Below are 24,887 nucleotides of genomic sequence, written 5' to 3' on the forward strand. Positions count from 1 at the left end.
TGCAGTTGCGCCGACTCGCGGGACGTTGACAGCACTTCTGTCACAATCGCCGGCATGAGCATCGAGCTGGGCCAGGGGACCGGGCCGCTGAGGGGCATCAAGGTCGTCGAGATCGCGGGCATCGGGCCGGGGCCGCACGCGTGCATGACGCTGGCCGACCTGGGCGCCGACGTGATCCGGATCGAGCGGCCGGGTGGGCAGCTGCTGGCGGGTGGCGGCCCGCACATGCTGCTCAACCGGGGCCGGCCCAGCGTCGCGCTCGACCTCAAGCACCCCGACGCGATCCGCACGGTCCTCGACCTGGTCGAGCAAGCCGACGTGCTGGTCGAGGGGATGCGACCCGGTGTGGCCGAGCGGCTCGGCATCGGGCCGGAGCAGTGCCACGCCCGCAACCCGCGGCTGGTCTACGGCCGGATGACCGGGTGGGGCCAGACCGGACCCTTCGCCGAGGTGGCCGGCCACGACATGAACTACATCGCGATCACCGGCGCGCTCTACGGGCTCGGCCAGGACAAGTCCCGCCCGCACTTCCCGGGCAACCTGCTCGGTGACTTCGGTGGCGGCTCGACGTACCTCGTCATCGGCATCCTCGCCGCGCTCCTCGAAGCGAGGACATCGAGCCAGGGCCAGGTCGTCGACGCCGCGATCGTCGACGGCACCGCCCACCTCAACACGATGACGGCGGCGTTCCTCGCCGCCGGCACGTTCAAGGAGGAGCGGGTCGCCAACCTGCTCGACGGTGGCGTGCCCTACTACGACATCTACGAGACCGCCGACGCCAAGCACATGTCGGTCGGCGCGCTCGAGCCGCAGTTCTACGACGAGTTCGTGCGCCTCCTCGGCATCGCCGAGACCGCGCCCGATCGGTACGACGCGGACCAGGCCGACGCCCTGCGGCAGCTGATTGCCGACACCTTCGCCACCCGCACCCAGGCCGAGTGGGTCGCGGTCTTCGAGGGCACCGATGCCTGCGTCGCCGGGATCATCCCCGTCAGCGAGGCCGCGGAGCACCCGCACATGAAGGCACGCGAGGTCTTCGTCGAGCGGGACGGCTACCTGCAGCCGACGCCGGCACCGCGCTTCTCCCGCACCGAGGCGACGCTCGGTCGCACCGCCGAGGACGCCGGCCAGAGCACCCGCGAGGCGCTGAGCGCCTGGGGCATCGCCGACGTCGAGGCCCTCATCGAGGGAGGCGCAGCGGTCCAGGCATGACCCAGGGATGATGGTGCTCATGAAGCCGTTCCTCTTCCTGGGCACCCGCGCGGAGGACGAGGCGGCCGACAGCGAGTACGCCGCGATCCTGCGCTGCGCCGGCCTCGAGGAGCGCGACGTACGCCGCGTCCGCGTCGAGCGCGACGAGCTCGGGCCGGTGGACCTCGACGCGATCTCCGGGGTCATCCTCGGGGGCGGGCCGTTCAACTCCAGCGACCCCGAGGAGACCAAGTCCCCGGTCCAACGGCGAGCCGAGGCCGACCTGCGCGGGCTCGCGGAGCAGGTGCTCGAGGCGGACTTCCCGTTCTTCGGCGCCTGCTACGGCATCGGGGTGCTCGGTGGCCTGCGCGGCGGCCTGGTCGACCGGACGTACGGCGAGGCCATCGGCTGCGTGCCGATCACGCTGACCGAGGCCGGCCGCCTGGACCCGATCTTCGCCACGATGCCGCCGACCTTCGGCGCGCTCCTCGGCCACAAGGAGGCCGTGGCCCGGCTGCCGGTGGGCGCCACGCTCCTCGCGTCCTCGGCCACCTGCCCGGTCCAGGCGTTCCGCATGGGCCGCAACGTCTACGCCACCCAGTTCCACCCCGAGCTGGACGGCGAGGGCCTCGCGCTGCGCATCGAGACCTACCGAGACCACGGCTACTACCAGCCCGACGAGCTGGAGGGCCTGGTGGCGATGGCCCGCGGCAGCCGGGTGGAGCACCCGCCGCGGCTGCTGGCGAAGTTCGTCGAGCGCTACGCTCGCTGACGACATGTTGACAGATATTCAGTAAGGTCTGCCCATGACCACCCCCGGCATCGAGCACGTGGACGTCCTGATCGTCGGCGCCGGCCTGTCCGGCATCGGCGCCGCCTGCCGGCTGCGCACCGAGCATCCCGAGCGCAGCGTCGCGGTGCTCGAGGCGCGCGAGGCCAGCGGCGGCACCTGGGACCTGTTCCGCTACCCGGGCATCCGCTCCGACTCCGACATGTTCACGTTCGGCTTCAAGTGGCGCCCCTGGCCGGGCGACACCGCGCTCGCCGACGGCGCCTCGATCCTCGACTACCTGCGGACCGTGGCGCGTGAGTACGCCGTGGACGAGCTGATCCGCTACCGCCACCGCGTCGTGTCCGCGAGCTGGGACTCCGCGTCCGACCTCTGGACGGTCGAGGTCGACCGCGACGGTGAGATCAGCACGCTCACCACCCACCTGCTGTGGGCCTGCGGCGGCTACTACGACTACGACGAGGGCTTCTCCCCGGAGTTCCCCGGCCAGGCGGACTTCCGCGGGCCGATCGTGCACCCTCAGCACTGGCCCGAGGACCTCGACTACGCCGGCAAGCGGGTCGTGGTCATCGGCTCCGGGGCCACCGCGGTGACGCTGGTGCCGGCGATGGCCAACGCCGGTGCCGGCCACGTGACGATGCTGCAGCGCTCGCCGACGTACATCCTCTCGCTCCCCGGCCGGGACCCGCTGGCCACCCGGCTCAAGCGCCTGCCCACCCGGGTCAGCTACCCGATCGTGCGGTGGAAGGCGATCCTGGCCGCTGTCGCGACCTACCAGCTCGCTCAACGCCGCCCGCAGCTGGTCAAGAACGTGCTGCGCAAGATGACCGCCAAGCAGCTCCCCCCGGGCGTCGACGTCGACGTGCACTTCAAGCCCGCCTACAACCCCTGGGACCAGCGGCTGTGCTTCGTGCCGGACGGCGACCTGTTCAAGTCGATGCGCGCCGGGAAGGCCTCGGTGGTCACCGACCACATCGACTCGTTCACCCCGACCGGCATCCGGCTGCGCTCGGGCGAGGAGATCGAGGCGGACGTCATCGTCACCGCCACCGGCCTCACGCTCAAGGCGATGGGCGGCATCGAGCTGGTCGTCGACGGCACAAAGGTGAAGATGCCGGAGACCATGACCTACAAGGCGTTGATGCTCAGCGACGTCCCCAACTTCGTGTTCACCATCGGCTACACCAACGCCTCGTGGACGCTGAAGGCCGACCTGGTGGCCGACTTCGTCTGCCGGCTGCTGACCTACATGGACGAGCACGGCGTACGCCGGGCGGTGGCGCCGCGCGACCCCTCGGTCGGCGAGGAGCGGCTGATCGACTTCAGCTCCGGCTACATCCTGCGGGCCCTCGACACACTGCCCCGCCAGGGTGACCGAGAGCCGTGGAAGCTGCGCCAGAACTACCTCAAGGACATGCGCTCGATCAACCACGACCGCATCGACGACGGGGTCCTGACGTTTCACTGAGCACCAGAACGGCTACCTCCCTCCTACTGCACGACCAGTCCACAGGAGGTAGTCATGGGAATCGGTGACAAGGCCAAGAACAAGCTGGAAGAGGCCGGCGGGCAGGTCAAGGAGTCCACGGGCAAGGCCACGGGCGACCGCGACCTCGAGGCCGAAGGCACGGCCGACCAGTCCGAGGGCAAGCTCAAGAACGCCGGCGAGCACGTCAAGGACGCCGCCAAGGACGTCAAGGACGGCCTGACCAAGTAGCACTCCCGCGCTCGATGCGGGTCTGACGGGCTGCTTCCCCTACACTGGGGGAGCAGCCCGTTCCGTCTTGCCTCGGGCTATGCGCGGCCATATCTGCGCTGCGCCACTCCTTCTCGGGATCCACCTGGCGAGACACGCCAACAGTGAGTAGTTCTCTCTTGTCTTCTGCAGTTACCGCTGCGGGCTTCGCCGACCTCGGCGTCCCCGCAACCCTTGCCGCCGTCCTCAGCGACCTCGGCATCACCCAGCCCACGCCCATCCAGGCCGCCACGCTCCCCGACTCGCTCGCGGGCCGGGACGTGCTCGGCCGGGGCCGCACCGGCTCCGGCAAGACCTACGCCTTCCTGCTCCCGCTCGTGGCGCGCCTGACGGCGTCCGCCCGGCCGGCGCAGACCCGCAAGCCGCGCGCGCTGATCCTGGCCCCGACCCGCGAGCTCGTGAACCAGATCGAGGAGGCGCTCAAGCCTCTGGCCCGCACCTCCGGCCTCACCACCCAGACCGTCTTCGGCGGCGTCGGCCAGGGCCCCCAGGTCAACGGCCTGCGCAAGGGCGTCGACGTCCTCCTGGCCTGCCCCGGCCGCCTCGAGGACCTCATCGGCCAGGGTCACTGCGACCTCAGCCAGGTCGAGATCACGATCCTCGACGAGGCCGACCACATGGCCGACCTGGGCTTCCTGCCCGGCGTCCGCCGGATCATGGACCGCACCCCCGCCGACGGCCAGCGGCTGCTGTTCTCGGCCACGCTGGACAAGGCGATCGACGTACTCGTCAAGCGCTTCCTGCACAGCCCCGTGACCCACCAGGCCGACTCGGCGCAGTCGCCGGTCGCCGCGATGGACCACCACGTGCTGCACGTCGGCCGCGAGCACCGCGTGCCGGTGCTCGTCGACCTGACCAGCGCCCCGGGCCGCACGGTCGTCTTCACCCGCACCAAGTACGGCGCCAAGTCGCTGGCCAAGCAGCTCAACAAGTCGGGCGTGCCCGCGGTCGAGCTCCACGGCAACCTCAGCCAGGGTGCGCGCACCCGCAACATGGACGCGTTCCACTCCGGTCGCGCCACCACGCTGGTCGCCACCGACATCGCCGCCCGCGGCATCCACGTCGACGACGTGGCCCTCGTGGTGCACGCCGACCCGCCGGTCGAGCACAAGGCCTACCTGCACCGCTCGGGACGTACGGCGCGCGCCGGTGCCCGCGGGACGGTCATCACGTTGATGACCGACGAGCAGGTGCGCGACGTACGCGACCTCACCCGTGCGGCCGGCATCAAGCCGACCACCACCAAGATCCACGGCGCCAGCCACCCGCTGCTCGTCGAGCTCGCGCCCGGCGAACGGGTGCTGGTGCCCGGCGGCCTCGTCGTCGAGGCCCCGGCGCAGCCGGCCCGCGGACCGCGGTCCGAGGGCTCGGCACCGGGCTCGGGTCGCTCCGGCGGTGGCCGCAACCGCTCCCGCGGACGCCGCTCCGGCGGGGCGGGATCCGCGGCGAAGGCCGGCTCCGGCGCCAAGGCCGGCTCGGGTGCGGCAGGCGGCTCTGGCGGCTCCGGCGGCTCTGGCGGTGGCAACCGGTCACGGCGCCGCTCCGGTGGCGCCGGCGCGGCGACGGGTGGCGCCTCGAGGCACAGCGCCGCGTCGTTCAGCTCCGGGCGCCGCTGAGCGTCACACACGCTGACGGGTGTGGCTGTCCCCCGATCGGGGGACAGCCTCTCCGGAAGGGGTGAGCCGACTCGTGATGACCTGGTTGCGGCGCGCGCTGTGGGACATGGTCCCGCGCGACCATCGCTCCACCCCGGCCGAGCTGCGCCGTCGCCAGCTGGTGACGGCGGGTTTCGTCGTGCTCGGCGGCATCGTGCTGGGCCTGTCGTTGCGTATCGAGCCCGGCAGCGCCTGGTTCTATCCCGCAACGCTCGGCCTGGCCGCGGTGTGGGCCGTCGGCGCATTCGCCTCCGGCCCGCTCCACCTGGGGCGCACGTCCACCGAGGCCGGCGCGGTCGGCTCGCGGCCGGTGCTCACGCCGATCGTGCTCGGGCTCGCGTTGGCCGGCGTGTTCGTCATCGGCGCGTTGGTCGTGCGGCAGATCCCCTACCTCGACGAGCAGGTGCGCTCCGTGGTCGATCACGCCGACCAGGGCTCGTGGCCGCTGCTCGTGGTGGTGACCGCGGTCAACGGCATCGCGGAGGAGATGTTCTTCCGGGGTGCGGCGTACGCCGCGATCACCCGCTACCCGGTCGTGATCACCACGCTGGCCTACGCCGTGGCCACGCTCGCCACTGGCAACGTGATGCTCGCCTTCGCCGCCCTGCTCCTCGGCGCGCTCGACGGGCTGCAGCGTCGTGCCTCGGGCGGCATCCTGGCCCCGATCCTCACCCACGTCGTGTGGTCGCTGACGATGCTGTTCGCCCTCCCCGCCCTCTTTTAGCTGCCCTGTCCTCCCGAGCGTGCTCGGGAGGACAGGAATCTGCAGCAAGGTCGAGTAGCCGCGCGCCTGAGGGACGAAGGCGCGCCCGGCGTATCGAGACCAGGGCAGCCGCTCAGCGGATCGGCCGACCCGTGACCAACTGACGCTCAGCTCTCCTCGATGGCGCGACGCACGGCCTCGCGGTAGGTGATCGGCTCGCCCGGCACCAGGTCGCGGATGGCGTGGTCGGTGACGATCACCTCGGTGCCCATCGAGTCGATGAGGTTGCGGCCGGTGGTGGCGTCGACGTTCGTCACGAACGAGATCCAGTACGACGACAGCTTGGGCGTCAGCACCGGGACCGTGAAGATCGGCAGCTGCCGGCCCTGGATGACCTCGGCCGCCTGCTGGAGCATCTCGACATAGCTGAGCTGGTCGGGGCCGCCGATCTCGTAGATCTGCCCGAAGGCCTTCTCGACAGCGACGACTCCCGCGAGGTAGCGCACCACGTCGTCGAGTGCGATCGGCTGGGTGCGGGTGGCGGCCCACTTCGGGACCACCATCGCCGGCAGGTTCTTCACCAGCTGGCGGGTCATCTCCCAGGAGATGCCGCCGGAACCGACCACGATCGCGGCCCGCAGCACGGTGACCGGCACACCGGACTCCCCGAGCAGCCGCTCGACGTCGCGTCGCGACCGCAGGTGCGGCGAGAGCTCGTCGTCGTCCTTGCCGAGCCCACCGAGGTAGACGATCTGGCGGGTGCCGCTCGCGGCGGCGGCCAGGCCGAAGGTGCGCGCCGCCTCGGCGTCCTTGTTCTCGAAGTCGTCGTCGTCCAGGGAGTGCACGAGGTAGATCGCGACGTCGACGCCGTCCAGCGGCGTGGCGAGGGACCCAGGGTCGCCGACGTCGCCCGCCACCGGCTCGCCCGGCCCGTCGTAGGAGTCCGGGTGGCGCGTCATCGCGCGGACCGTGTGGCCCGCCTCGATCAGCGCCGGCACCAGGCGGCTGCCGACGAATCCGGTGGCGCCGGTCACGAGCACGGAGAGCGGCGGGGCCGCGGCGTCGGTCATGGGAACACTGTGGCCCCCATACGGCGATTTCAATCCTTCGCGGTACGCCGGCTCCGCGCGGCGATCTCCTCGCGACGGGTCTCGTCCATGGCCGCCTCGTAGGCCGAGACCAGGCTCGCGATCGACAACGGCTTGAGCCGCTCGACGACCTCGCGCAGCTTCTGGGGCGGAGCACCCGACTCCTTGTAGACCGGCCAGACCATGGTCCGGAACAGCTCGTTGAGTTCCTTCGCGATCATCCGGCCGTGCTCGGCGTACACCTCACCGGCGGCGATCGCGGCCTCGGTGGGGAACCCGAGGTCGAGCAGCCCGAGCCCGACCGAGAGCTGGGAGACCGCGACCTCGTAGCGCCCGCGCTTGGTGCGGAACACGATGCCGAGCGCGGCCAGCGTCGCGAGGTCCTCCTCGCTCAGCGACCGGCCGGTGCGCTTCTCGAGCTCGGGGCGGGACATCTCGACGGGCACGTCGGCCTGCCACGGGGCGAGCATCGTGCGGTGCAGCGCGATGTCCTCGGGCGAGGCGTCGGCCGGGATGCCGACCAGGTACTTCTCGATCGCGGACAGCGTGAACCCGTGTGCCTGCAGCTCCTGCACCAGCTCGAGCCGGGCGACGTGGTCGGGGCTGTAGTAGCCCGAGCGCCCGCGCCGGATGGGCGGCGGCACGAGCCCCTTGGTCGTGTAGAAGCGGATGTTGCGCACGCTCATCCCGACCCGGTTCGTGAGCTCCTCGAGGGTCAGCAGCTCACGTACGGAGTCGACCTTGGACTCCACCGAGGACTCCTTGTCGTTCATGACCCTCCTCACAGATCCCAGCTCAGTCGGTCCCTTGACGCTGACAGTAATAGTGTCACAATCGGTCCATGGCTGAGGCATTCGTGTACGACCACATCCGCACCCCGCGCGGCAAGGGCAAGAAGGTCGGGTCCCTCCACGAGGTGAAGCCCGTCGATCTGATCGTCGGGCTCCTGGACGAGATCAAGGAGCGTAACCCCTCGCTCGACCCCGAGCGCGTCGATGACGTCGTCCTCGGTGTCGTGTCGCCGGTGAGCGAGCAGGGCGGTGACATCGCCAAGACAGCCGCCCTCAAGGCCGGCTACCCCGAGACCGTCGCCGGCGTACAGCTCAACCGCTTCTGCGCCTCCGGGCTCGAGGCCGTCAACCAGGCCGCTTCGCGCGTCCGCGGTGGCTTCGAGGACCTGATCCTCGCCGGTGGCGTGGAGTCGATGAGCCGGGTGCCGATGGGCTCCGACGGCGGCGCCTGGGCCTCCGACCCGGCGACCGCGCTCACCACGGGCTTCGTGCCGCAGGGCATCGGCGCCGACCTGATCGCCACCATCGAGGGCTGGACCCGCGACGACGTGGACGCGTACGCCGCGGAGTCCCACCACCGGGCCGCCAAGGCCTGGGCGAACGGCTACTTCAACGGCGCGATCGTGCCGGTCCGCGACCAGAACGGGCTGGTCGTGCTCGACCACGACGAGACGATCCGCCCGGACACCACCCCCGAGGGCCTCGCCGGCCTCAAGCCGAGCTTCGCCGACATCGGCGCCCAGGCGGGCTTCGACGACGTCGCGCTCGAGAAGTACCACTGGGTCGAGCGGATCGACCACGTCCACCACGCCGGCAACTCCTCAGGCATCGTCGACGGCGCCTCGCTGGTCGCGATCGGCACCGAGGAGATCGGCGCCGAGCTCGGCCTGACCCCGCGGGCCCGGATCATCTCCACCGCGGTCTCCGGCGCCGACCCGACGATCATGCTGACCGGCCCCGCCCCGGCCGCCCGCAAGGCGCTGGCTCGCGCCGGCCTCGAGGTCGGCGACATCGACCTGTTCGAGATCAACGAGGCGTTCGCCGCCGTCGCCATGCGGTTCATGCGCGACCTGGGCATCAGCCACGACATCACCAACGTCAACGGTGGCGCGATCGCCATGGGCCACCCCCTCGGCGCGACCGGCGCGATGATCCTCGGCACCCTGGTCGACGAGCTCCAGCGCCGCGACCTGCGGCGCGGCCTCGCCACGCTCTGCGTCGGTGGCGGCATGGGTATCGCGACGATCGTCGAGGTGGTCTGAGCGGCGGAGCCGCCAGACCACCGGCGACGAGTCGACGCGATACGACGGTGGTCGAGCAAGCGACGCGACTGAGCGTGCGAAGTCGCGAGGAGCGTGTCGAGACCCAGTGAGCCGACGGGCCACCGCAACCACGAACTTACGAACCAGCCGATGAGGACCTCACAGATGAGCACCAGCACCCAGCAGACCGCCGTCCGCTACGACAAGGACGCCGACGGCATCGTCACCCTCACCCTCGACGACCCCACGTCGAGCGCCAACACCATGAACGAGCTCTACCTCGAGTCGATGGCCGCGATGGTCCAGCGGCTGTACGACGAGGTCGACAGCGTCACGGGCGTGGTGGTCGCCAGCGCGAAGAAGACCTTCTTCGCCGGCGGCAACCTCAAGAACATGGTCCAGGCGACCAAGGCCGACGCGGGCTCGGTGTTCGCGATGGGCGAGGCCGTCAAGGCCGGCCTGCGCCGGCTCGAGCAGTACCCGCGCCCGGTGGTGGCCGCGGTCAACGGCGCCGCCCTCGGTGGCGGCTTCGAGATCTGCCTGGCCTGCAACCACCGCGTCGTGGTCGACGACGACAGCATCAAGCTCGGCCTGCCCGAGTCGACCCTGGGCCTGCTGCCCGGCGGTGGCGGCGTGACCCGCGTCGTACGCCTCCTCGGCCTGCAGTCCGGCCTTATGGACGTGCTGCTGCCCGGCACCCAGTTCAAGCCGTCGGCGGCCTTCTCCAAGGGGCTCGTCGACGAGCTGGTCGGCACCCGCGAGGACTTGGTGCCCGCCGCCAAGGCGTGGATCAAGGCCAACCCCGACGCGACCCAGAACCCCTGGGACAAGCCCGGCTACAAGATGCCCGGTGGCTCGCCGACCACCCCGTCGCTGGCGGCGTTCCTGCCGGCCTTCCCGGCGCTGCTGCGCAAGCAGACCAAGGGCGCCGTCTACCCCGCGCCGCGGGCGATCCTGTCCGCCGCGGTCGAGGGCGCGCTGGTCGACTTCGACACCGCCTCGCGGATCGAGTCGCGCTACCTGACCAACCTGATCGTCAACCAGGGCTCGAAGAACATGATCCAGGCGTTCTTCTTCGACCTGCAGGCGATCAACTCCGGATCGCTGCGCCCGCAGGGCATCGCGCCGTACCGCGCGGTCAAGGTCGGCGTGCTCGGCGCCGGCATGATGGGCGCCGGCATCGCCTACTCCTGCGCCCGCGCCGGCATGGAGGTCGTGCTCAAGGACGTGGCGCAGGAGAGCGCCGACAAGGGCAAGGCCTACTCCGAGAAGCTGCTCGACAAGGCGATCGCCAAGGGCCGCAGCACCGAGGACAAGAAGGCCGAGCTGCTGGGCCGCATCACCGCCACCGCCGACCCGGCCGACCTCGCGGGCTGCGACCTGGTGATCGAGGCGGTCTTCGAGGACCCCTCGCTCAAGCGATCAGTGTTCGCCGAGATCGCGCCGTACGTCAACGCTGACGCGCTGCTGTGCTCCAACACCTCGACGCTGCCGATCACCGAGCTCGCGACCGGCGTCGACCGGCCGGCCGACTTCATCGGGCTGCACTTCTTCAGCCCCGTCGACAAGATGCCGCTGGTCGAGATCATCAAGGGTGCGGAGACCTCCGACGTCGCGCTGGCCAAGGCCTATGACGTGGTCCAGCAGATCCGCAAGACCCCGATCGTGGTCAACGACAGCCGCGGCTTCTACACCTCGCGGGTCATCGGCACCCAGGTCATGGAGGGCCTCTCGATGCTCGGCGAGGGCGTCCACCCGGTCTCGATCGAGCGCGCGGGCACCCAGGCCGGCTATCCGGTCGGCCCGCTGCAGCTCACCGACGAGCTCAACATGGAGCTGATGGTCAAGATCCAGAAGGCCAACGCCGACGCGGCTGAGCGCGAGGGCCGCACCTGGGAGCCGTCGGCCGGTGAGTCGGTGGTCGCGAAGATGATCGAGCTCGGCCGCCCCTCGCGGCTCAAGGGCGCCGGCTTCTACGAGTACGACGAGTCCGGTCAGCGCCAGGGCATCTGGAGCGGACTGGCCGAGGCGTTCCCGCGTGCCGAGCAGCCGATCCCGCTGCAGGACATGAAGGACCGGATGCTGTTCATCGAGGCGCTCGAGACCGCGAAGTGCTTCGAGGAGGGCGTGATCGAGTCAGCGGCCGCTGCCAACATCGGCTCGATCATGGGCATCGGCTTCCCGGCGCTGACCGGCGGCGCCGCGCAGTTCATGCAGGGCTACGAGAACGCGGCGGGCCAGGTCGGCCTGGGCGCCTTCGTCGCCCGCGCCGACGAGCTGGCCGAGGCGTACGGCGAGCGGTTCCGCCCCACGGCGTACCTGCGCGACCTCGCCGCGTCCGGGGGCTCCTTCCCGGCCTGAGGGGTTCGGCTGGCCGAAACCCGCACGACACGCCGGGGAGCCTCGGCGCGTCGTGCGGGTTCAGGCCGCCTGCGCTGGGCCGCACCGGCACCCCCCGCGGATGCCCGGCGCCGCGGTCGGGCACCGTGGGGACATGGCAGCAGACACGAGCGACGGGGCCGAGTCGATGAGTGTGGACGCGTGGGGCATCCAGCGGGACTGGATCGACTCCGACGAGCGCCCCCAGCAGGTGGGCGAGACGACGATCGAGCGGCTGCGCACCGTGATCGGCACCCCGCCTGTCGACCTCGAGGAGCGCGCCCCGATCGTCACCCGCCCGGGTCGCGACCTGGGCCTGGGCGTCGTGCGGATCACCTGCGAGGACGGGGCCACGTGGACGGTCGAGGGGCGGCTGCCCGACGACTTCCCGCTCGGCTATCACCGGCTGCGCACCGTGAGCGGCCTCGAGCGGCGCCTGATCGTCTCGCCGGGCCGCTGCTGGCTGCCCGAGCGGCAGGCGTGGGGCTGGGCGGTGCAGCTGTACGCCGCGCGCTCGGCCGCGAGCTGGGGCATCGGCGACCTGGGCGACCTGCGCACCCTGCGGGAGTGGACCGAGCGCGAGGGCGGCGGGTTCCTGCTGGTCAACCCGCTGCACGCGGTCGCGCCGACGGCGCCGCAGGAGGCCAGCCCCTACCTGCCGGCCACCCGCCGCTTCCGCAACCCGCTGTACCTCCGGGTCGACCAGGTGCCTGGCTACGACGACGACGACGTCGACGTCGAGCACGTACGCCGGGTCGCGGCCGAGCCGCTCGTCGACCGCGACGCGGTCTGGGAGGTGAAGCAGGCGGCGCTCGCCGCGGCCTGTCTTCGCACCGTCGACGACCCCGCCTTCACCCGATGGCGGGAGCAGCAGGGGGCTGGGCTCGAGGAGTTCGCGACCTGGTGCGCCCTGGCCGAGACGCACGGCCCCGACTGGCACGCGTGGCCCGAGGGGCTCCGGCGTCCGGACGGCCCGGCGGTGACGGCGTTCCGCGCGGACCACGGGGAGCGGATCGGCTTCCACGCCTGGCTCCAGTGGCAGCTCGACGCCCAGCTGCGCGGGGCGTCCGGCGACCTCACCGTCCTGCAGGACCTCCCGATCGGGGTGTCCGGCGGCGGCGCGGACTCCTGGGCGTGGCAGGACGTGATGGCGCACGGCGTCACCGTCGGTGCGCCGCCCGACGCGCTCAACAGCCTCGGTCAGGACTGGGGCTCACCGCCGCTGGTGCCGTGGCGGCTCCGTGAGGCGGACTACGAGCCGTTCATCTCGTCGGTGCGCGGCACGATCGCCGGGGCCGGCGGCCTGCGCATCGACCACGTGATGGGGCTGTTCCGCCTGTGGTGGATCCCCGCCGACGCTGGCGCCACCGACGGCGCCTACGTGCACTACCCCAGCGACGACCTGCTCGACATCGTCGCGCTGGAGTCCCACCGGGCGCGGGCCGTCGTGGTGGGCGAGGACCTCGGCACGGTCGAGCCGGGAGTGCCGGAGGCGCTGGCCGAGCGCGGCATCTTGTCCTACAAGGTGCTGTGGTTCGAGGAGGAAGACCCCGCGACCTGGCCGGCCGGTGCGTTGGCCACCGTCACCACCCACGACCTGCCCACCGTGGCCGGGCTGTGGACCGGGTCGGACGCCGAGGAGCAGCTGGTGGCGACCGGGATGCCCGAGGCCGACGTCTACGGCGGGCGCCGCGACCTGCTGGAGAAGCTCAGCCGCGACGGCCTCGACCCCGGCGCGACCTCGGCCGACGCCGTGGCGGCGGCGTACGAGCAGCTCACCCGGGCGCCGTGCCTGCTGCTCCAGCTCTCGCTCGAGGACGCCGTGCTCGAGGAGCGCCGCCCGAACATCCCCGGCACGGTCGAGCGCGTCAACTGGCGGATCCCTCTGCCGGTGCCGGTCGACGAGCTCGAGGACTCACCCTCGGCGGCCCGGTTGGTGCGGCTGGCTCAGCGCCGCATCAGCGCGAACACGCCCCACCCGAGGTAGTCACGCTGATAGGTCACGTGCTCGAGCGGCGCGGTGTCCAGCTCGGCGCGCAGCTGCGGCGCCAGCTCGTCGTCGGGGTGCTCGTCGAGCCACCGGCGGGTCGTCAGCCACTGCGCCGCGACGTAGCGGTCCCAGTCGTCGGGCGCGGCCAGCACCATCTCGACGACGTCCCAGCCGAGCTCGCCGAGCTCACGCACCAGGCCCGGCAGCGAGCGGAAGTCGTCGCGCGACTCGGCGTGGCAGGCCCGGACCGTCTCCTCGTCCGGGGGCTCCTGGGCCCAGTAGGGCTCGCCCACCAGGGCAATCCCGCCCGGGCGCAGGCTGCGCTCCATCAGCGCGAGCGTGCCGGCCAGGCCGCCGCCGATCCAGGTGGCGCCGAGACACGAGACGACGTCGTACGCCGGCTCCCCGACGTACTCGCCCGCGTCGGCATGCACGAAGTCGACGCGGGCAGCGACGCCCAGCTCGCGGGCCCGGGCGGTCGCCGCTGCCACGAAGTCATCGCTGAGGTCCACCCCGACCCCGGCGATGCCGTGGTCGCGGGCCCAGGTGCAGAGCATCTCGCCCGACCCACAGGCCAGGTCGAGGATGCGGTCTCCCCCACGGAGGCGGAGGGCCCGGCCGAGGATCGCGAGCTTCTCCTCGCTGAACGGGTCGTGGATGCGGTGGTGTCCCTCACGGATCTCGAACGCGCGGAGGAAGGCGGGTGTGTCCATGTCGCCATCCGACAGCAGCCGGCCGCGGTGCGACAGAGGATTTCGACTAGTCCGGTGCGCGCAGGATCTTGCTCATCGGACGTCCCTTGGCAAGCTCGTCGACGAGCTTGTCGAGGTAGCGGATCCTCTGCATCAGCGGATCCTCGACGTCCTCGACCCGCACGCCGCAGACAGGGCCGGTGATGAGGGTGGCGTTCGGGTTCAGCGTCGCCTGGGCGAAGAAGTCCTCGAACGTCGTCCCAGCGTCCAGGTGCCGGCGCAGGGCGGCCTCGTCGTACGCCGTCAGCCACCGGATCACCTCGTCCAGCTCCTCGACCGTGCGGCCCTTCTTCTCCACCTTCGCCACGTAGTGGGGGTACACCGACGCGACGCTGGTGGTGAAGATCCGATGCATCTCTCGACACTAGGTGAGCCGGAACGTCTCCCGGTAGGCAGTCGGGGTGACGCCGACCGTGCGGTGGAAGTGGCGGCGCAGTGTGGCGGCGGTCCCGAGGCCGCAGCTCGCCGCGACCTGATCGACCGAGGCGTCGGTGCGCTCGAGGAGCTCCTGGGCGCGGGTGATGCGCTGGCGGTGCAGCCAGTCGAGCGGGCTGGACTCCGTCTCGGCGTGCATCCGGCGGGCGAGCTGTCGCGTGCTGAGACCCGCGTGGTCGGCCAGGTCGCGCACGGTGAGCGGCTGGTCGAGCCGGGCACGTGCCCACTCCAGCGTCGGCGCAAGGCCGTCGGGGCTCTGGGGCGCGGGCGGCGGGGTGATGAACTGCGCCTGGCCCCCGCTGCGGTGGGCCGGCACGACCAGCCGCCGCGCGAGCCCGGCGGCCGCCGCGGCGCCGAGGTCGCGGCGTACGAGGTGGAGGCAGAGGTCCAGCGCCGCGGTCTTGCCCGCCGAGGTGAGCACGTCGCCCTCGTCGACGTAGAGCACGTCGGCCCGCACGTCGACCAGCGGATAGCGGCGCGCCAGCTCCTCGGCGTGCATCCAGTGCGTGGTCGCGACCCGGCCGTCGAGCAACCCGGCCGCGGCGAGCACGAAGGCGCCGGTGCACAACGACGCGATGCGCGCGCCGCGGTCGTGCGCCTGCCGCAGGGCGTCGATGAGGACCGGGTCGGGGCTCCCGTCCGGGTCGTCGGTCGACGGCACGACGACAGTGTCCGCTTGAGGGATCTCGGCGTACGACGCCGTCGACAGGTGCGGCAGCCACGGGTGTGCGGAGCCGTCGGGGGTGCAGACGACGAGGTCGAACCACCCGGTGCCGGGGGAGAGGTCGGAGCGGTCGACGCCGAAGATCTCCGCTGCGATGGCCGCCTCGTAGAGCATCGTCGCGGGGTGCATGACCAGGGCGATCCGCGGCATGTCCGAAACCGTACGCACCATGTCGTTTCGGACGCTCGTGCGCGTCGCCCGCGGCGCCGACGATGGAGCCGTGAACGCCTCTTCTGAACAGGTCCTGGTCTATGGCGCCGCCGGCCACACCGGGCGCTTCGTCGTCCACGAGCTGCTGCGCCGCGGCCTGACGCCGGTGCTGGCGGGCCGGAACGCGGAGGGCCTCGCCGCCGTCCCCGGTGGCCTCGATTGCCGGGTGGTCGGCCTCGACGACCGTGACCTCCTGCGCCGGGCGGTCTCCGGGGTGGGCGCGGTCGTGAACTGCGCCGGGCCGTTCCTCGACACGGCGCTGCCGCTCGCTCGGGCCGCCGTGGAGGCGGATGCGCACTACCTCGACGTCACCGCCGAGCAGCCGGTCGTCCAGGAGCTCTACCGCGAGCTCGACGCACCGGCGCGGGCGGCGAGCGTCGCGGTCGTGCCGGCGATGGCCTTCTACGGTGGTCTTGGCGACCTGCTCCTCACGGCCGCGCTCGACGGGGACACGTGCGCGGACGAGGTCGAGGTCGCGATCGGCCTGGACCGCTGGTGGCCGACGGAGGGCACCCGCGCCACCGGCGCGCGCAACACCGCGCCGCGCCAGGTCATCCGCGGCGGCCGCCTCATCCCGCTCGCGAGTCCGGCGCCGACGCGGACCTGGTCTTTCCCGGCGCCGCTCGGCGAGCAGCCCGTCGTGGAGCTGCCCTTCTCGGAGGTGATGACCATCGGCCGGCACCTCCAGGTCGGCGACCTGCGCTCCTACCTCAACAGCGCGCCGCTCGAGGACCTCCATGACGCCGCGACCCCGCCGCCGAGCGCGGCCGACGAGCACGGCCGCTCGGCCCAGCGGTTCGTCGTCGACGTCGTCGTACGCCGCGACTCGCGCGCGGTCCGCACCTGTGTCACCGGCCGTGACATCTACGCGGTCACCGCTCCGATCGTCGTCGAGGGTGCCGTCCGGCTGCTCGAGGGCTCTCATCGGGCTGTCGGGGCTGTCGCCCCCGGCGAGGCGTTCGACGCCCCTGACGTGCTCGCGTCGCTGGTGCAGGAGGTGGACGGGTTCACGCTTTCCTTGCCCGGTGTCTCAGGACATCGGTGACACTTCCGTGCCGGTGGTTGAGGAAGGCGCGCTAGCGCCTGTCTCGAAACCGCCGCTCGACCGGCTTCGGCTTGCGGGCAATGGGTGGTTGCGGTCGATGGCAGCGACGGGAGAGGTCCGCAGCGGTCACCGTTGGCTCCCGGCTCTCCGGCCGCCGCCACCTCGAGAAGAAGCCGTGAAAGAAGCTGTGCAGAGCGGCCGCTTGACAGATCGAACACTTGTTCGGTAACATACCGCATGGCCACGATCCTCGAACAGCTCGCGATCTCGGTCGGCACCGACGCCGACCGGGTCGAGGCGATTCGTGCGCTGGAGGACCTCAAGGCCCGGGCCAGTGCCGCGCAGACCAGGCTGGCCGCGGAGCTGGTGGCCTCTGCGGGTCCGAAGCAGCGCCGGACGGTGGCCTCCCAGGTCGCGCTGGCCCGGCGGGAGTCCCCGGCCCGCGGGGTGCGAATGGTCGGGCTCGCGACCGCGTTGACCACCGAGTTGCCGCACACCCTGGCCGCGATGGAGGCCGGGGTGCTCTCCGAGTGGCGCGCCACGCTGGTCGCCCGGGAGACCGCGTGCCTGGACCCTGAGCTGCGCACCTACGTCGACCACCAGCTCTGCTCAGCCCAACCGGATGGGTCCTACCGGTTCGACGGGTGGGGTGACCGGCGCCTGGTCGCGGAGGCCCAACGCATCGTCGCCCAGGTGGACCCGGCCGCGGTGGTCAACCGCCGTTCCCAGGCCGAGCAGGACCGCCGCGTCACCCTGCGCCCGGCACCCGACACCATGGCGGTGCTGTCCACGACCCTGACCGCCGAGCAAGGCATCGCCACCTGGGCCACCCTGGGCCGCGACGCCGACCGGGCCCGCGCCCAGGGCGACCCCCGCACCCGGGGCCAGCTGATGGCCGACCTCCTCGTCGAGCGCGTCACCGGACAGACCCGCGCCGACGCCGCCCCGATCGCCGTGAACCTGATCATCTCCGACGAGACCCTCCTCGCCGGCGGCCACGAACCCGCCTGGCTGATGGGCTACGGCCCTCTCCCCGCCGACACCGCCCGCGATCTCACCCGCCGCGCCGTCGACGACGCGATCGCCACCCTCCGCCGGCTCTACGCCACGCCCGACACCGGCCGGCTGGTCGCGATGGAGTCGCAGGCCCGGTTCTTCCCCAAGGGCCTCGCGTTCTTCCTCGACCTCCGCGACCGCACCTGTCGTGGCCCCTACTGCGACGCCCCGATCCGCCACCACGACCACATCGAGGACCACACCCACGGCGGCCCCACCACCGAGGTCAACGGCCAAGGCACCTGCGAACACTGCAACCTCGCCAAGACCGACCCCGACTGGACTACGGCCGTGGTCGAGCAGACCCACACCGTCGAGATCACCACCCCCACCGGCCACCGCCACCGATCCCGAGCCCCCGCCGCCCCCGCGCCGTCACTCCTCAGGTCCCTCGCGCCGAGGTCACGACTCGAAGCGCAGTTCGTCGACATGCTGGCGGAGTGGGCTGCCTGAGGTGCCTCGGCGTCGCCGGGCGTCGGCATTCGCGGCTACGATATGTCCGCCTAGAGGGTCGCGACGCTGGGCTACGCGCAGCCCAAGAGCCGCCACCGCCCGGACGTCGTACTGGCAACTCAGCCGAGCTGCTCGAAGAGGGACACGATAATCCCCTCCGGTCCACGCACGTAGGCCATCCGCACGCTGCCCTCGTACTCGCCGATGCCACCGATGAGGCCGTACCCGTCGGCGGCGACCGCCTCGACGGCAGTGTCGAGGTCGCCGACCGCGAACGACACGTTGCGGATGCCGAGCTCGTTGGCCATCGCAGTCGGCGATCCGGGCACGTGGGCGGGCGCGACGAAGCTCGAGAGCTCCAGCCGGCAGCCGTCGTCGGGCGGGCGGAGCATCACGATGTCGCAGTGCGCGCCTGGGATGTTGCAGACGGTCTCGACGAACGCGCCCTGCACCGATCCGGTGCCCTCGACCTCGAGGCCGAGGCCGACGAAGAATGCCGTCGCGGCCTCGAGGTCCGCGACGGTGATGCCGACGTGGTCGAAGCGCTGTACGTGAGCCATGAGTCCACCATCTCCTGGAGTTGTCGTGCCGAGTCGATGCTGGGACGGAGCCGGCGAGTCGATCTCGACATCGTCCCTCTAGGTTGAGGCGCATGGGTGTGGTGCTGCTGGTCCGTCACGGGCAGGCGTCGTTCGGCGCTGACGACTACGACGTGCTGTCCGAGACCGGCTGGGAGCAGGGGCGCCGCCTGGGGACGTGGCTCGCCGAGCGCAAGGTCGTGCCGACCAAGGTCGTCAGTGGCGGCATGCGCCGTCATCGGGAGACCGCCCGGGCGGTCGCGGGCGCTGCGGGATGGGACACCGACGTCGAGACCGACGTGGGCTGGGACGAGTTCGACCACCTCGGGGTGGTCGCGGCCTACCCCGACCACCCCGAGGGCGAGCTCGATCGGCGCGAGTTCCAGCGGGTCTTCGAGCTCGCGACGCAGCGCTGGACCGCCGGCGCCGACGACGGGGACTACGCCGAGCCCTGGACCGCTTTCGTACGCCGAGTCCGTGACGCCCTCGACCGTGCCTGCCAGCAGGCCGGGCCCGGCGGGACCGTCGTCGTGGTCAGCTCGGGGGGCCCGATCGCCGCGGCCTGTGCGGCACTCGTCGACCCCGACGGCGACGACCCCGCGACCTACGCCCGGCTGTGGGCGCGCTTCAACACCACGGTCGTGAACTCCTCGATGACCCGCGTCGTCGTGGGCTCGACGGGTGCGCGGCTGCTGACGTTCAACGAGCACCCGCACCTCGAGGGCGAGACGCTCACCTACCGCTGACCTGCCGCCATCTCGATCAGCCGCGGCAGGATCCGGCCGGCATCGGCGCGCAGACCGTCGTGCTCCCACTCGTTGGTGACCCAGGTCCGCACGTTGCCGACCCGGGCCGCGGTGTCGAGCGACAGGTCGGCGTCGACGTACATGTCGTCGAAGTAGACGATCGCGGCCACGGGCACCTCGTTGGCCGCGAGCCGGTCGAGGTCGTAGAGCGCCGGCCAGTCGTCGTACGACGCCAGCAGGTCGGCCGCGCCACGGAACGGCTTCAGTGCCGCGATCTCCTCGAACATCCAGGGGAACATCGTCTCGCCGGTCATCAGCAGCGGGTCGGCGTCCGCGGCGAACTCCGGCCGCCGCTCGATCGCACGCTGCGCGGCCCATCCGGTCGGCGCCATCCCGGGCTGGCCGTAGGTGTACTCCTGCAGCACCCCCAGCGGGGTGTCGACCCAGCCGGTCAGGCCCATCACCGCGTGCCGGAACCCGTCAGCGAGCTCCTCGCCGTGCCAGGCCTCCTCGAGCAGCCAGTGGATCCGGTCGTAGCCGTCGCTCATGCCGAAGGCCATGCCGAGCGTGCGCAGCCGCCGCGCGGTCAGCCGGTCGCCGTCCGGGAGCCGCACGTCGTGCTCCTCGAGGTGGTCGGCGATCGCGCGCAGGCGCTCGGCGTCGCCGGGGTGCCGGGCCCGGAACTCCGCGTTCTTGCGGGCGATCCGCGGGAACGTCCGCGCGTACACGTCGTCGGCGGTCGCGGTGAGACCCGGCAGGCCGCCCGTGACGTAGCAGGCCCGCAGCCCCTCCGGCGCCCGGGAGAGGTAGGTCATCGTCACGAACCCGCCGTAGCTCTGCCCGAGCGTCTCCCACTGCGCGCCACCGGCGACCAGGGCGCGCAGCACCTCGGCGTCGTCGACGATCGCGTCCGCCCGGAAGTGGCGCAGGTACGCCGCCAGCTCGGCGTCGCCGCTCCCACGGACGGTCCGGGCGCTGATCGGCGTGCTGCGGCCGGTGCCGCGCTGGTCCAGCAGCAGCACGCGGTGGGTCTGCGCCGCGTGCCACACCCAGGCGTCACCCGCCCCGCTGCCGGGCCGCGGGGACTTGCCACCGGGACCGCCCTGGAGGAACAGCAGCCACGGCGGGTCGTCGCCGGCCCGGTCCGCGGCCACCACCTCGCGCGCGAACACCTCGATGGTGCGCCCGTCGGGGTGCCCGTGGTCGAGCGGGACCTCGACGACGTGGTCGGTCAGCAGCAGTCCGCGGATCCGCGTGGTCACCCCGGCAGGCTACGACGGCCCGCTACTTGGCCTTCGGCTGGTTGACGACCACGGTGTTGAGGATCTTGTCGGCGAAGGTCTGCCGCTTGGCGTCCCACAGCGGCCACAGCCAGCCCAGGTAGCACGCGAGGCTGTCGAGCATGTGCAGCAGGTAGCGCACGAACGACATGCCGCCGCCGATCGGCTGGCCGCTGGACTCGCCGAGCAGGCGGATGCCGACGATGCCCTTGCCGAGGCTGTAGCCGGTGCGGCCCTGGCGCACGCACGTGTTCCAGACGAAGAACGCCAACGGGAGCAGGAACAGCACCGCGCCGAGGATCACCAGCGGCGTGCCCGCGTTGTCCCAGTCGCCGGTGGTGTGGTCGACGCCGTAGGCGTCGGTGTAGGTCTTCATGTTGCGGGTGCCGAGGGCGATGCCGCCGAAGAGCAGTCCGTAGCCGGGGACCGCGACCAGCATCGTGAACAGGCTGTCGAGCAGGTAGCCGCCGACCCGCTTGCCCCAGTGGGCGAGGTCGTAGGCCGGCCCCGGCACCCCGTAGGCCGGCTGGCCGTAGCGCTGGGCGGGCTGGCCGTAGGGCTGCCCGTACGGCGGTGGCTGTTGCGCGTACGGCGGCGGGGTCTGGCCGGGCGGCGGGCCCGCAGGCTGGCCCGGCGGCGGGCCCGGCGGCGGGCCCGGAGGCGGGGGAGCGCCGTACGGGTTGGCGTAGGGGTCCTGCGGCGGGTTCCCGGAGTCCGACATGGCCGACAGCGTAGTGAGCACGACCTCCATCCGACGACCCGCCGAGCGGCAGGCGATCGACCGGTGACCGACAGGTGACCAGATTGCAACGATCTGCGGCACGCCACCCCTTGACGTGGCCGTCCTCCTGTTCTTGGGTGGGCCCACCACGAGTCTTCCTCCGACACCCGACACGGCCGGAGATCCTTCGTGCAACCCCCCATCCGTCTCGGCAGGAGGCACCGTGTCGTTCTCCCTCCCCAGGCTCGGCGCGCGGCGACGCGCGCTCGGGCTCCTCTCGTCCACGGCGGTCGTCGCCGCCATGCTGGCCGCAGGGCCCGCCACCGCTCCCGCGGTCGCGGCCTCCTCCGGCAGCGCGGCCGGCTCGTCCGCCACGCCCGCGTTGTCGCTCACCGCGGGTCGCTACATCGTGATGCTGCGCGAACCGGGTGCGGCGAGCTACGGCGGCGGCAACCCGAGCTTCGGTGCGACCCGCTCGACGGACGGCCAGTTCGACGCCCGTAGTGCCCGCGTGCAGGCCTACACGACCCACCTGCGCCAGACCCACGACCGGATGGCCGGGGAGTACGGCGTGAAGCCGGTCGCCGACGTGACCGTCGCCGCCAACGCGTTCATCGCGGACCTGTCCGCGAAGCAGGCCGTCGAGATGTCCTCCGACCGCCGCGTGCTGCTGCTCGAGAAGTCGAAGAACGTCAAGGTCGACACCTGGCACACCCCGGAGTTCCTCGGGCTGACCGGCAAGAACGGCGCCTGGGCCCAGCACGGCGGTGAGTCCCACGCCGGTGACGGCATCGTGGTCGCCGACCTCGACACCGGCATCTGGCCGGAGTCCAAGTCGTTCCGCGGTGCGCCCCTGACCACGAAGCCCCAGACCAAGTGGGACATCTGGCGCCGCGGCACCACGACCCAGATGGAGAAGGCCGACGGCGGCGTCTTCCACGGCGAGTGCGTGATCGCCGACAAGTGGGACGCCGGCGACTGCAACACCAAGATCATCAGCGCCCGCTACTACGGCGACAGCTTCCTGTCCGGCATCCCGGTCGACCAGCTCTCGCCGTACGAGCAGGTCTCGCCGCGCGACGGCGGCGGCCACGGCACCCACACGGCCAGTACGGCCGCCGGTGAGCCGGTCTCGAACGTCACGACCGAGGGCCGCAAGTTCGGGACCGTGACGGGCATGGCGCCCGCCGCCCGGATCGCGGTCTACAAGGTCTGCTGGGAGGCGGCCAACCCCGACGACAGCGGGTGCAACAACGCCGACGTCATCCAGGCGATCGACCAGGCCGTGATCGACGGCGCCGACGTGCTGAACTTCTCGATCGGTGGCGGGGCCAGCCCGACGCTCGACTCCACCGAGCTCGCGTTCGAGGGTGCGGCCGAGGCCGGCGTCTTCGTGTCCGCCTCCGCCGGCAACTCCGGTCCCGGTGCGTCGACGCTCGACCACCCGAGCCCGTGGCTCACGACGGTGGCCGCGTCGACGTCGTACAACTACGAGAACACGATCGTCCTGGGCAACGGGAAGAAGATCGTCGGAGCCTCGGTCTCCGGCACCGCGGTGCCCTCGACCAAGCTCGTCGACGCCGCCGCCAGCGGTGTCGACGGTGCCGACCCGGCCGCTCTCACCCGATGCGGTCCGGACACGCTCGACCCGGCGAAGGTGGCCGGCACGATCGTCGTGTGCAAGCGCGGCGTCTACGACCGGGTCGCCAAGAGCGCCGAGGTCGCCCGTGCGGGCGGCAAGGCGATGATCCTGATCAACCCCACGCCGAACAGCCTCGACGCCGACTTCCACTCGGTGCCGACGATCCACATCTCCGACACCGACGGCCCGACGGTCTACGACTACCTGGCCTCGGCCGGTGCGTCCGCGACGGCGTCGTTCAAGCTCGGCAACATCACCTCGCACATGACCCCGCTGCCCCAGGTGGGCGGGTTCTCCTCGCGCGGCCCGATCATCGCCGCGGGCGGTGACCTCCTCAAGCCGGACATCGCGGCCCCCGGGGTCAGCGTGCTGGCCGCGGTCGCGCCGCCGTCGAACCACGACCGCGACTACGACCTCTACTCCGGTACGTCGATGGCCGCGCCGCACATCACCGGCCTGGCGGCGTTCATGCAGAGCGTTCACCCGCGCTGGACGCCGATGCAGATCAAATCGGCGATGATGACGACCGCGACGCCGACCAAGACGGCCGACGGCAAGGCGTCCGACGACGCGTTCGCCCAGGGCTCGGGCGAGGTCACGCCTCGGAAGTTCTTCAACCCGGGACTGTTCGTCACCTCGGGCGCCACCCAGTGGCGCGGCTTCCTCACCGGGCTCGGCTTCAACACCGGGGTCCCGAGCGTCGACCCGAAGAACGTCAACGTGCCGTCGCTCGCCGACGCCACGGTCACCGCCAACACGGTGTTCCACCGCACGTTCACGTCCAGCATGAAGGGTGTCTGGAAGATCTCGTCCTCGGTGCCCGGCTTCACGATGAAGACCAACGTGAAGGCGGTCCGGGCCGACCGCGCCAACGACAACCAGGACGTCGCGTTCAGGTTCATCCGGACCACCGCCCCGCTGGGCGAGTACGTCACCGGCTGGGTCACGCTCACCGGCCCGACGACGGTCCGGATCCCGGTGGCGCTCAAGCCGCTGTCGGTGGATGCTCCGCCGCTGGTGACGGGCACGGGCGCGACCGGTTCGGTCGACGTACCGATCACCGCCGGCTTCGACGGTGCCCTCGATGTCACGCCGCACGGCCTCGCCGCCTCCGACACGGTGTCCGACACCGTGGCCGTCGGTGAGGACGACTACCAGTGCGTGACGGTCACCGACGGTGCGGCCCTGGCGAAGTTCCAGGTCGACTCGACCGACAACACGGCCGACCTCGACCTGTTCGTCTACGCGTCCGACAGCTGCTCGCCCGACGACATCCTCGGAGAGGTCGGCGAGTCGGCCACGGCGTCCGGCGACGAGGCGGTCACGCTCCGCGATCCCGACCCGGGCACCTACCTGGCCAAGGTCAGCGGGTTCTCCTCCGGCGACGCCGGCGCCCCGATGGCGTACGCGTTCGACTTCTGGAGCGTGGACCCGACCTCGGCCGCGGGCAACCTCACGGTGACCCCGGACCCGGTGCCGGTGCAGGCGAACAAGGAGACGACGCTCACGGTGTCCTGGAGCGGCCTGACGGCGGGTACGCACTACCTGGGTTACCTGGAGTACGCCGACTCCGACGACATCACCGTGGTGGACGTCAACGCGGGCCCCTGAGGTCACGCCGGCGGCGCCGGCCCGTGAGA

At 71.7% G+C, this 24,887-nt stretch carries 21 protein-coding genes; 13 read left to right on the plus strand and 8 right to left on the minus strand.

What is annotated here, in order from left to right:
* The first annotated feature begins 54 nt into the window (after positions 1–54).
* The 6 genes from AC3ANS_RS24075 (at position 55) to AC3ANS_RS24100 (ending at position 6,116) form a co-directional block, all read left to right on the plus strand.
* The gene (locus AC3ANS_RS24075; protein WP_488294095.1) at positions 55–1,212 is read left to right on the plus strand and encodes a CaiB/BaiF CoA transferase family protein; all 1,158 of its coding nucleotides are present in this window, start codon (positions 55–57) and stop codon (positions 1,210–1,212) included.
* Positions 1,213–1,231: 19 nt separating this feature from the next.
* A complete protein-coding gene (locus AC3ANS_RS24080; RefSeq protein ID WP_488294096.1) occupies positions 1,232–1,963 on the plus strand; it encodes a glutamine amidotransferase in 732 nt (243 codons plus the stop codon).
* A 34-nt stretch (positions 1,964–1,997) separates the two neighbouring features.
* Complete coding sequence (locus AC3ANS_RS24085; RefSeq protein WP_488294097.1) at positions 1,998–3,449, plus strand: flavin-containing monooxygenase; 1,452 nt, start codon at positions 1,998–2,000, stop codon at positions 3,447–3,449.
* A 54-nt stretch (positions 3,450–3,503) separates the two neighbouring features.
* Positions 3,504–3,698 (plus strand): CsbD family protein, encoded by a 195-nt coding sequence (locus tag AC3ANS_RS24090; RefSeq protein WP_488294098.1) that lies wholly within the window; start codon positions 3,504–3,506, stop codon positions 3,696–3,698.
* 158 nt (positions 3,699–3,856) lie between these two features.
* Complete coding sequence (locus tag AC3ANS_RS24095; RefSeq protein WP_488294099.1) at positions 3,857–5,353, plus strand: DEAD/DEAH box helicase; 1,497 nt, start codon at positions 3,857–3,859, stop codon at positions 5,351–5,353.
* Between the two features lie 76 nt (positions 5,354–5,429).
* The gene (locus tag AC3ANS_RS24100) at positions 5,430–6,116 is read left to right on the plus strand and encodes a CPBP family intramembrane glutamic endopeptidase (protein ID WP_488296560.1); all 687 of its coding nucleotides are present in this window, start codon (positions 5,430–5,432) and stop codon (positions 6,114–6,116) included.
* 146 nt (positions 6,117–6,262) lie between these two features.
* Here AC3ANS_RS24100 and AC3ANS_RS24105 read toward each other — a convergent pair whose 3' ends face one another.
* Together AC3ANS_RS24105 and AC3ANS_RS24110 are read right to left on the minus strand one after the other, a co-directional pair.
* Positions 6,263–7,165, minus strand: coding sequence for an NAD(P)H-binding protein (locus AC3ANS_RS24105; RefSeq protein ID WP_488294100.1), 903 nt, complete (start codon positions 7,163–7,165; stop codon positions 6,263–6,265).
* A 29-nt stretch (positions 7,166–7,194) separates the two neighbouring features.
* Complete coding sequence (locus AC3ANS_RS24110; RefSeq protein ID WP_488294101.1) at positions 7,195–7,956, minus strand: MerR family transcriptional regulator; 762 nt, start codon at positions 7,954–7,956, stop codon at positions 7,195–7,197.
* 68 nt (positions 7,957–8,024) lie between these two features.
* On the opposite strand from AC3ANS_RS24110, the gene AC3ANS_RS24115 reads away from it, so the two are divergent.
* The 3 genes from AC3ANS_RS24115 to malQ all read left to right on the plus strand — a co-directional run bounded on the left by AC3ANS_RS24115 (position 8,025) and on the right by malQ (position 13,602).
* Complete coding sequence (locus AC3ANS_RS24115) at positions 8,025–9,236, plus strand: acetyl-CoA C-acetyltransferase (RefSeq protein WP_488294102.1); 1,212 nt, start codon at positions 8,025–8,027, stop codon at positions 9,234–9,236.
* Positions 9,237–9,401: 165 nt separating this feature from the next.
* Positions 9,402–11,597, plus strand: a complete 2,196-nt coding sequence (locus AC3ANS_RS24120) for a 3-hydroxyacyl-CoA dehydrogenase NAD-binding domain-containing protein (protein ID WP_488294103.1) — start codon at positions 9,402–9,404, stop codon at positions 11,595–11,597.
* 133 nt (positions 11,598–11,730) lie between these two features.
* Positions 11,731–13,602 (plus strand): 4-alpha-glucanotransferase, encoded by a 1,872-nt coding sequence (gene malQ / locus AC3ANS_RS24125; RefSeq protein ID WP_488294104.1) that lies wholly within the window; start codon positions 11,731–11,733, stop codon positions 13,600–13,602.
* On the opposite strand, the gene AC3ANS_RS24130 is transcribed toward malQ, so the two are convergent.
* From AC3ANS_RS24130 to AC3ANS_RS24140, 3 genes are read right to left on the minus strand one after another with little or no spacing between them, the layout of a single operon-like run.
* Positions 13,563–14,318, minus strand: a complete 756-nt coding sequence (locus tag AC3ANS_RS24130; RefSeq protein WP_488294105.1) for an SAM-dependent methyltransferase — start codon at positions 14,316–14,318, stop codon at positions 13,563–13,565. The two genes, malQ and AC3ANS_RS24130, sit on opposite strands and share 40 nt — an antisense overlap.
* A 46-nt stretch (positions 14,319–14,364) precedes the next feature.
* Entirely contained in the window at positions 14,365–14,712 is a 348-nt protein-coding gene (locus AC3ANS_RS24135; RefSeq protein ID WP_488294106.1) for a DUF2200 domain-containing protein, read from the minus strand.
* A 9-nt stretch (positions 14,713–14,721) separates the two neighbouring features.
* Positions 14,722–15,666: a GlxA family transcriptional regulator gene (locus AC3ANS_RS24140; protein WP_488294107.1), complete on the minus strand. Its 945-nt coding sequence runs from the start codon at positions 15,664–15,666 to the stop codon at positions 14,722–14,724.
* Between the two features lie 70 nt (positions 15,667–15,736).
* Between AC3ANS_RS24140 and AC3ANS_RS24145 the strand changes: the two genes are divergently transcribed.
* The gene (locus tag AC3ANS_RS24145) at positions 15,737–16,771 is read left to right on the plus strand and encodes a saccharopine dehydrogenase family protein (RefSeq protein WP_488294108.1); all 1,035 of its coding nucleotides are present in this window, start codon (positions 15,737–15,739) and stop codon (positions 16,769–16,771) included.
* A 237-nt stretch (positions 16,772–17,008) separates the two neighbouring features.
* Complete coding sequence (locus AC3ANS_RS24150; protein WP_488294109.1) at positions 17,009–18,280, plus strand: HNH endonuclease; 1,272 nt, start codon at positions 17,009–17,011, stop codon at positions 18,278–18,280.
* A 119-nt stretch (positions 18,281–18,399) separates the two neighbouring features.
* Here AC3ANS_RS24150 and AC3ANS_RS24155 read toward each other — a convergent pair whose 3' ends face one another.
* Positions 18,400–18,840 (minus strand): VOC family protein, encoded by a 441-nt coding sequence (locus tag AC3ANS_RS24155; protein ID WP_488294110.1) that lies wholly within the window; start codon positions 18,838–18,840, stop codon positions 18,400–18,402.
* 92 nt (positions 18,841–18,932) lie between these two features.
* On the opposite strand from AC3ANS_RS24155, the gene AC3ANS_RS24160 reads away from it, so the two are divergent.
* Positions 18,933–19,604 (plus strand): histidine phosphatase family protein, encoded by a 672-nt coding sequence (locus tag AC3ANS_RS24160; protein WP_488294111.1) that lies wholly within the window; start codon positions 18,933–18,935, stop codon positions 19,602–19,604.
* Here AC3ANS_RS24160 and AC3ANS_RS24165 read toward each other — a convergent pair.
* Together AC3ANS_RS24165 and AC3ANS_RS24170 are read right to left on the minus strand one after the other, a co-directional pair.
* Positions 19,595–20,866: an alpha/beta fold hydrolase gene (locus AC3ANS_RS24165; RefSeq protein ID WP_488294112.1), complete on the minus strand. Its 1,272-nt coding sequence runs from the start codon at positions 20,864–20,866 to the stop codon at positions 19,595–19,597. The genes AC3ANS_RS24160 and AC3ANS_RS24165 overlap by 10 nt on opposite strands.
* Before the next feature lie 22 nt (positions 20,867–20,888).
* Positions 20,889–21,605, minus strand: a complete 717-nt coding sequence (locus tag AC3ANS_RS24170) for an RDD family protein (protein WP_488294113.1) — start codon at positions 21,603–21,605, stop codon at positions 20,889–20,891.
* 223 nt (positions 21,606–21,828) lie between these two features.
* On the opposite strand from AC3ANS_RS24170, the gene AC3ANS_RS24175 reads away from it, so the two are divergent.
* Positions 21,829–24,858 carry a S8 family serine peptidase gene (locus tag AC3ANS_RS24175; RefSeq protein WP_488294114.1) on the plus strand — a complete coding sequence of 1,010 codons (3,030 nt, stop codon included), beginning with the start codon at positions 21,829–21,831 and terminating at the stop codon, positions 24,856–24,858.
* Positions 24,859–24,887 lie beyond the last annotated feature (29 nt).

The organism is Nocardia sp. 149-1B (assembly GCF_057747975.1).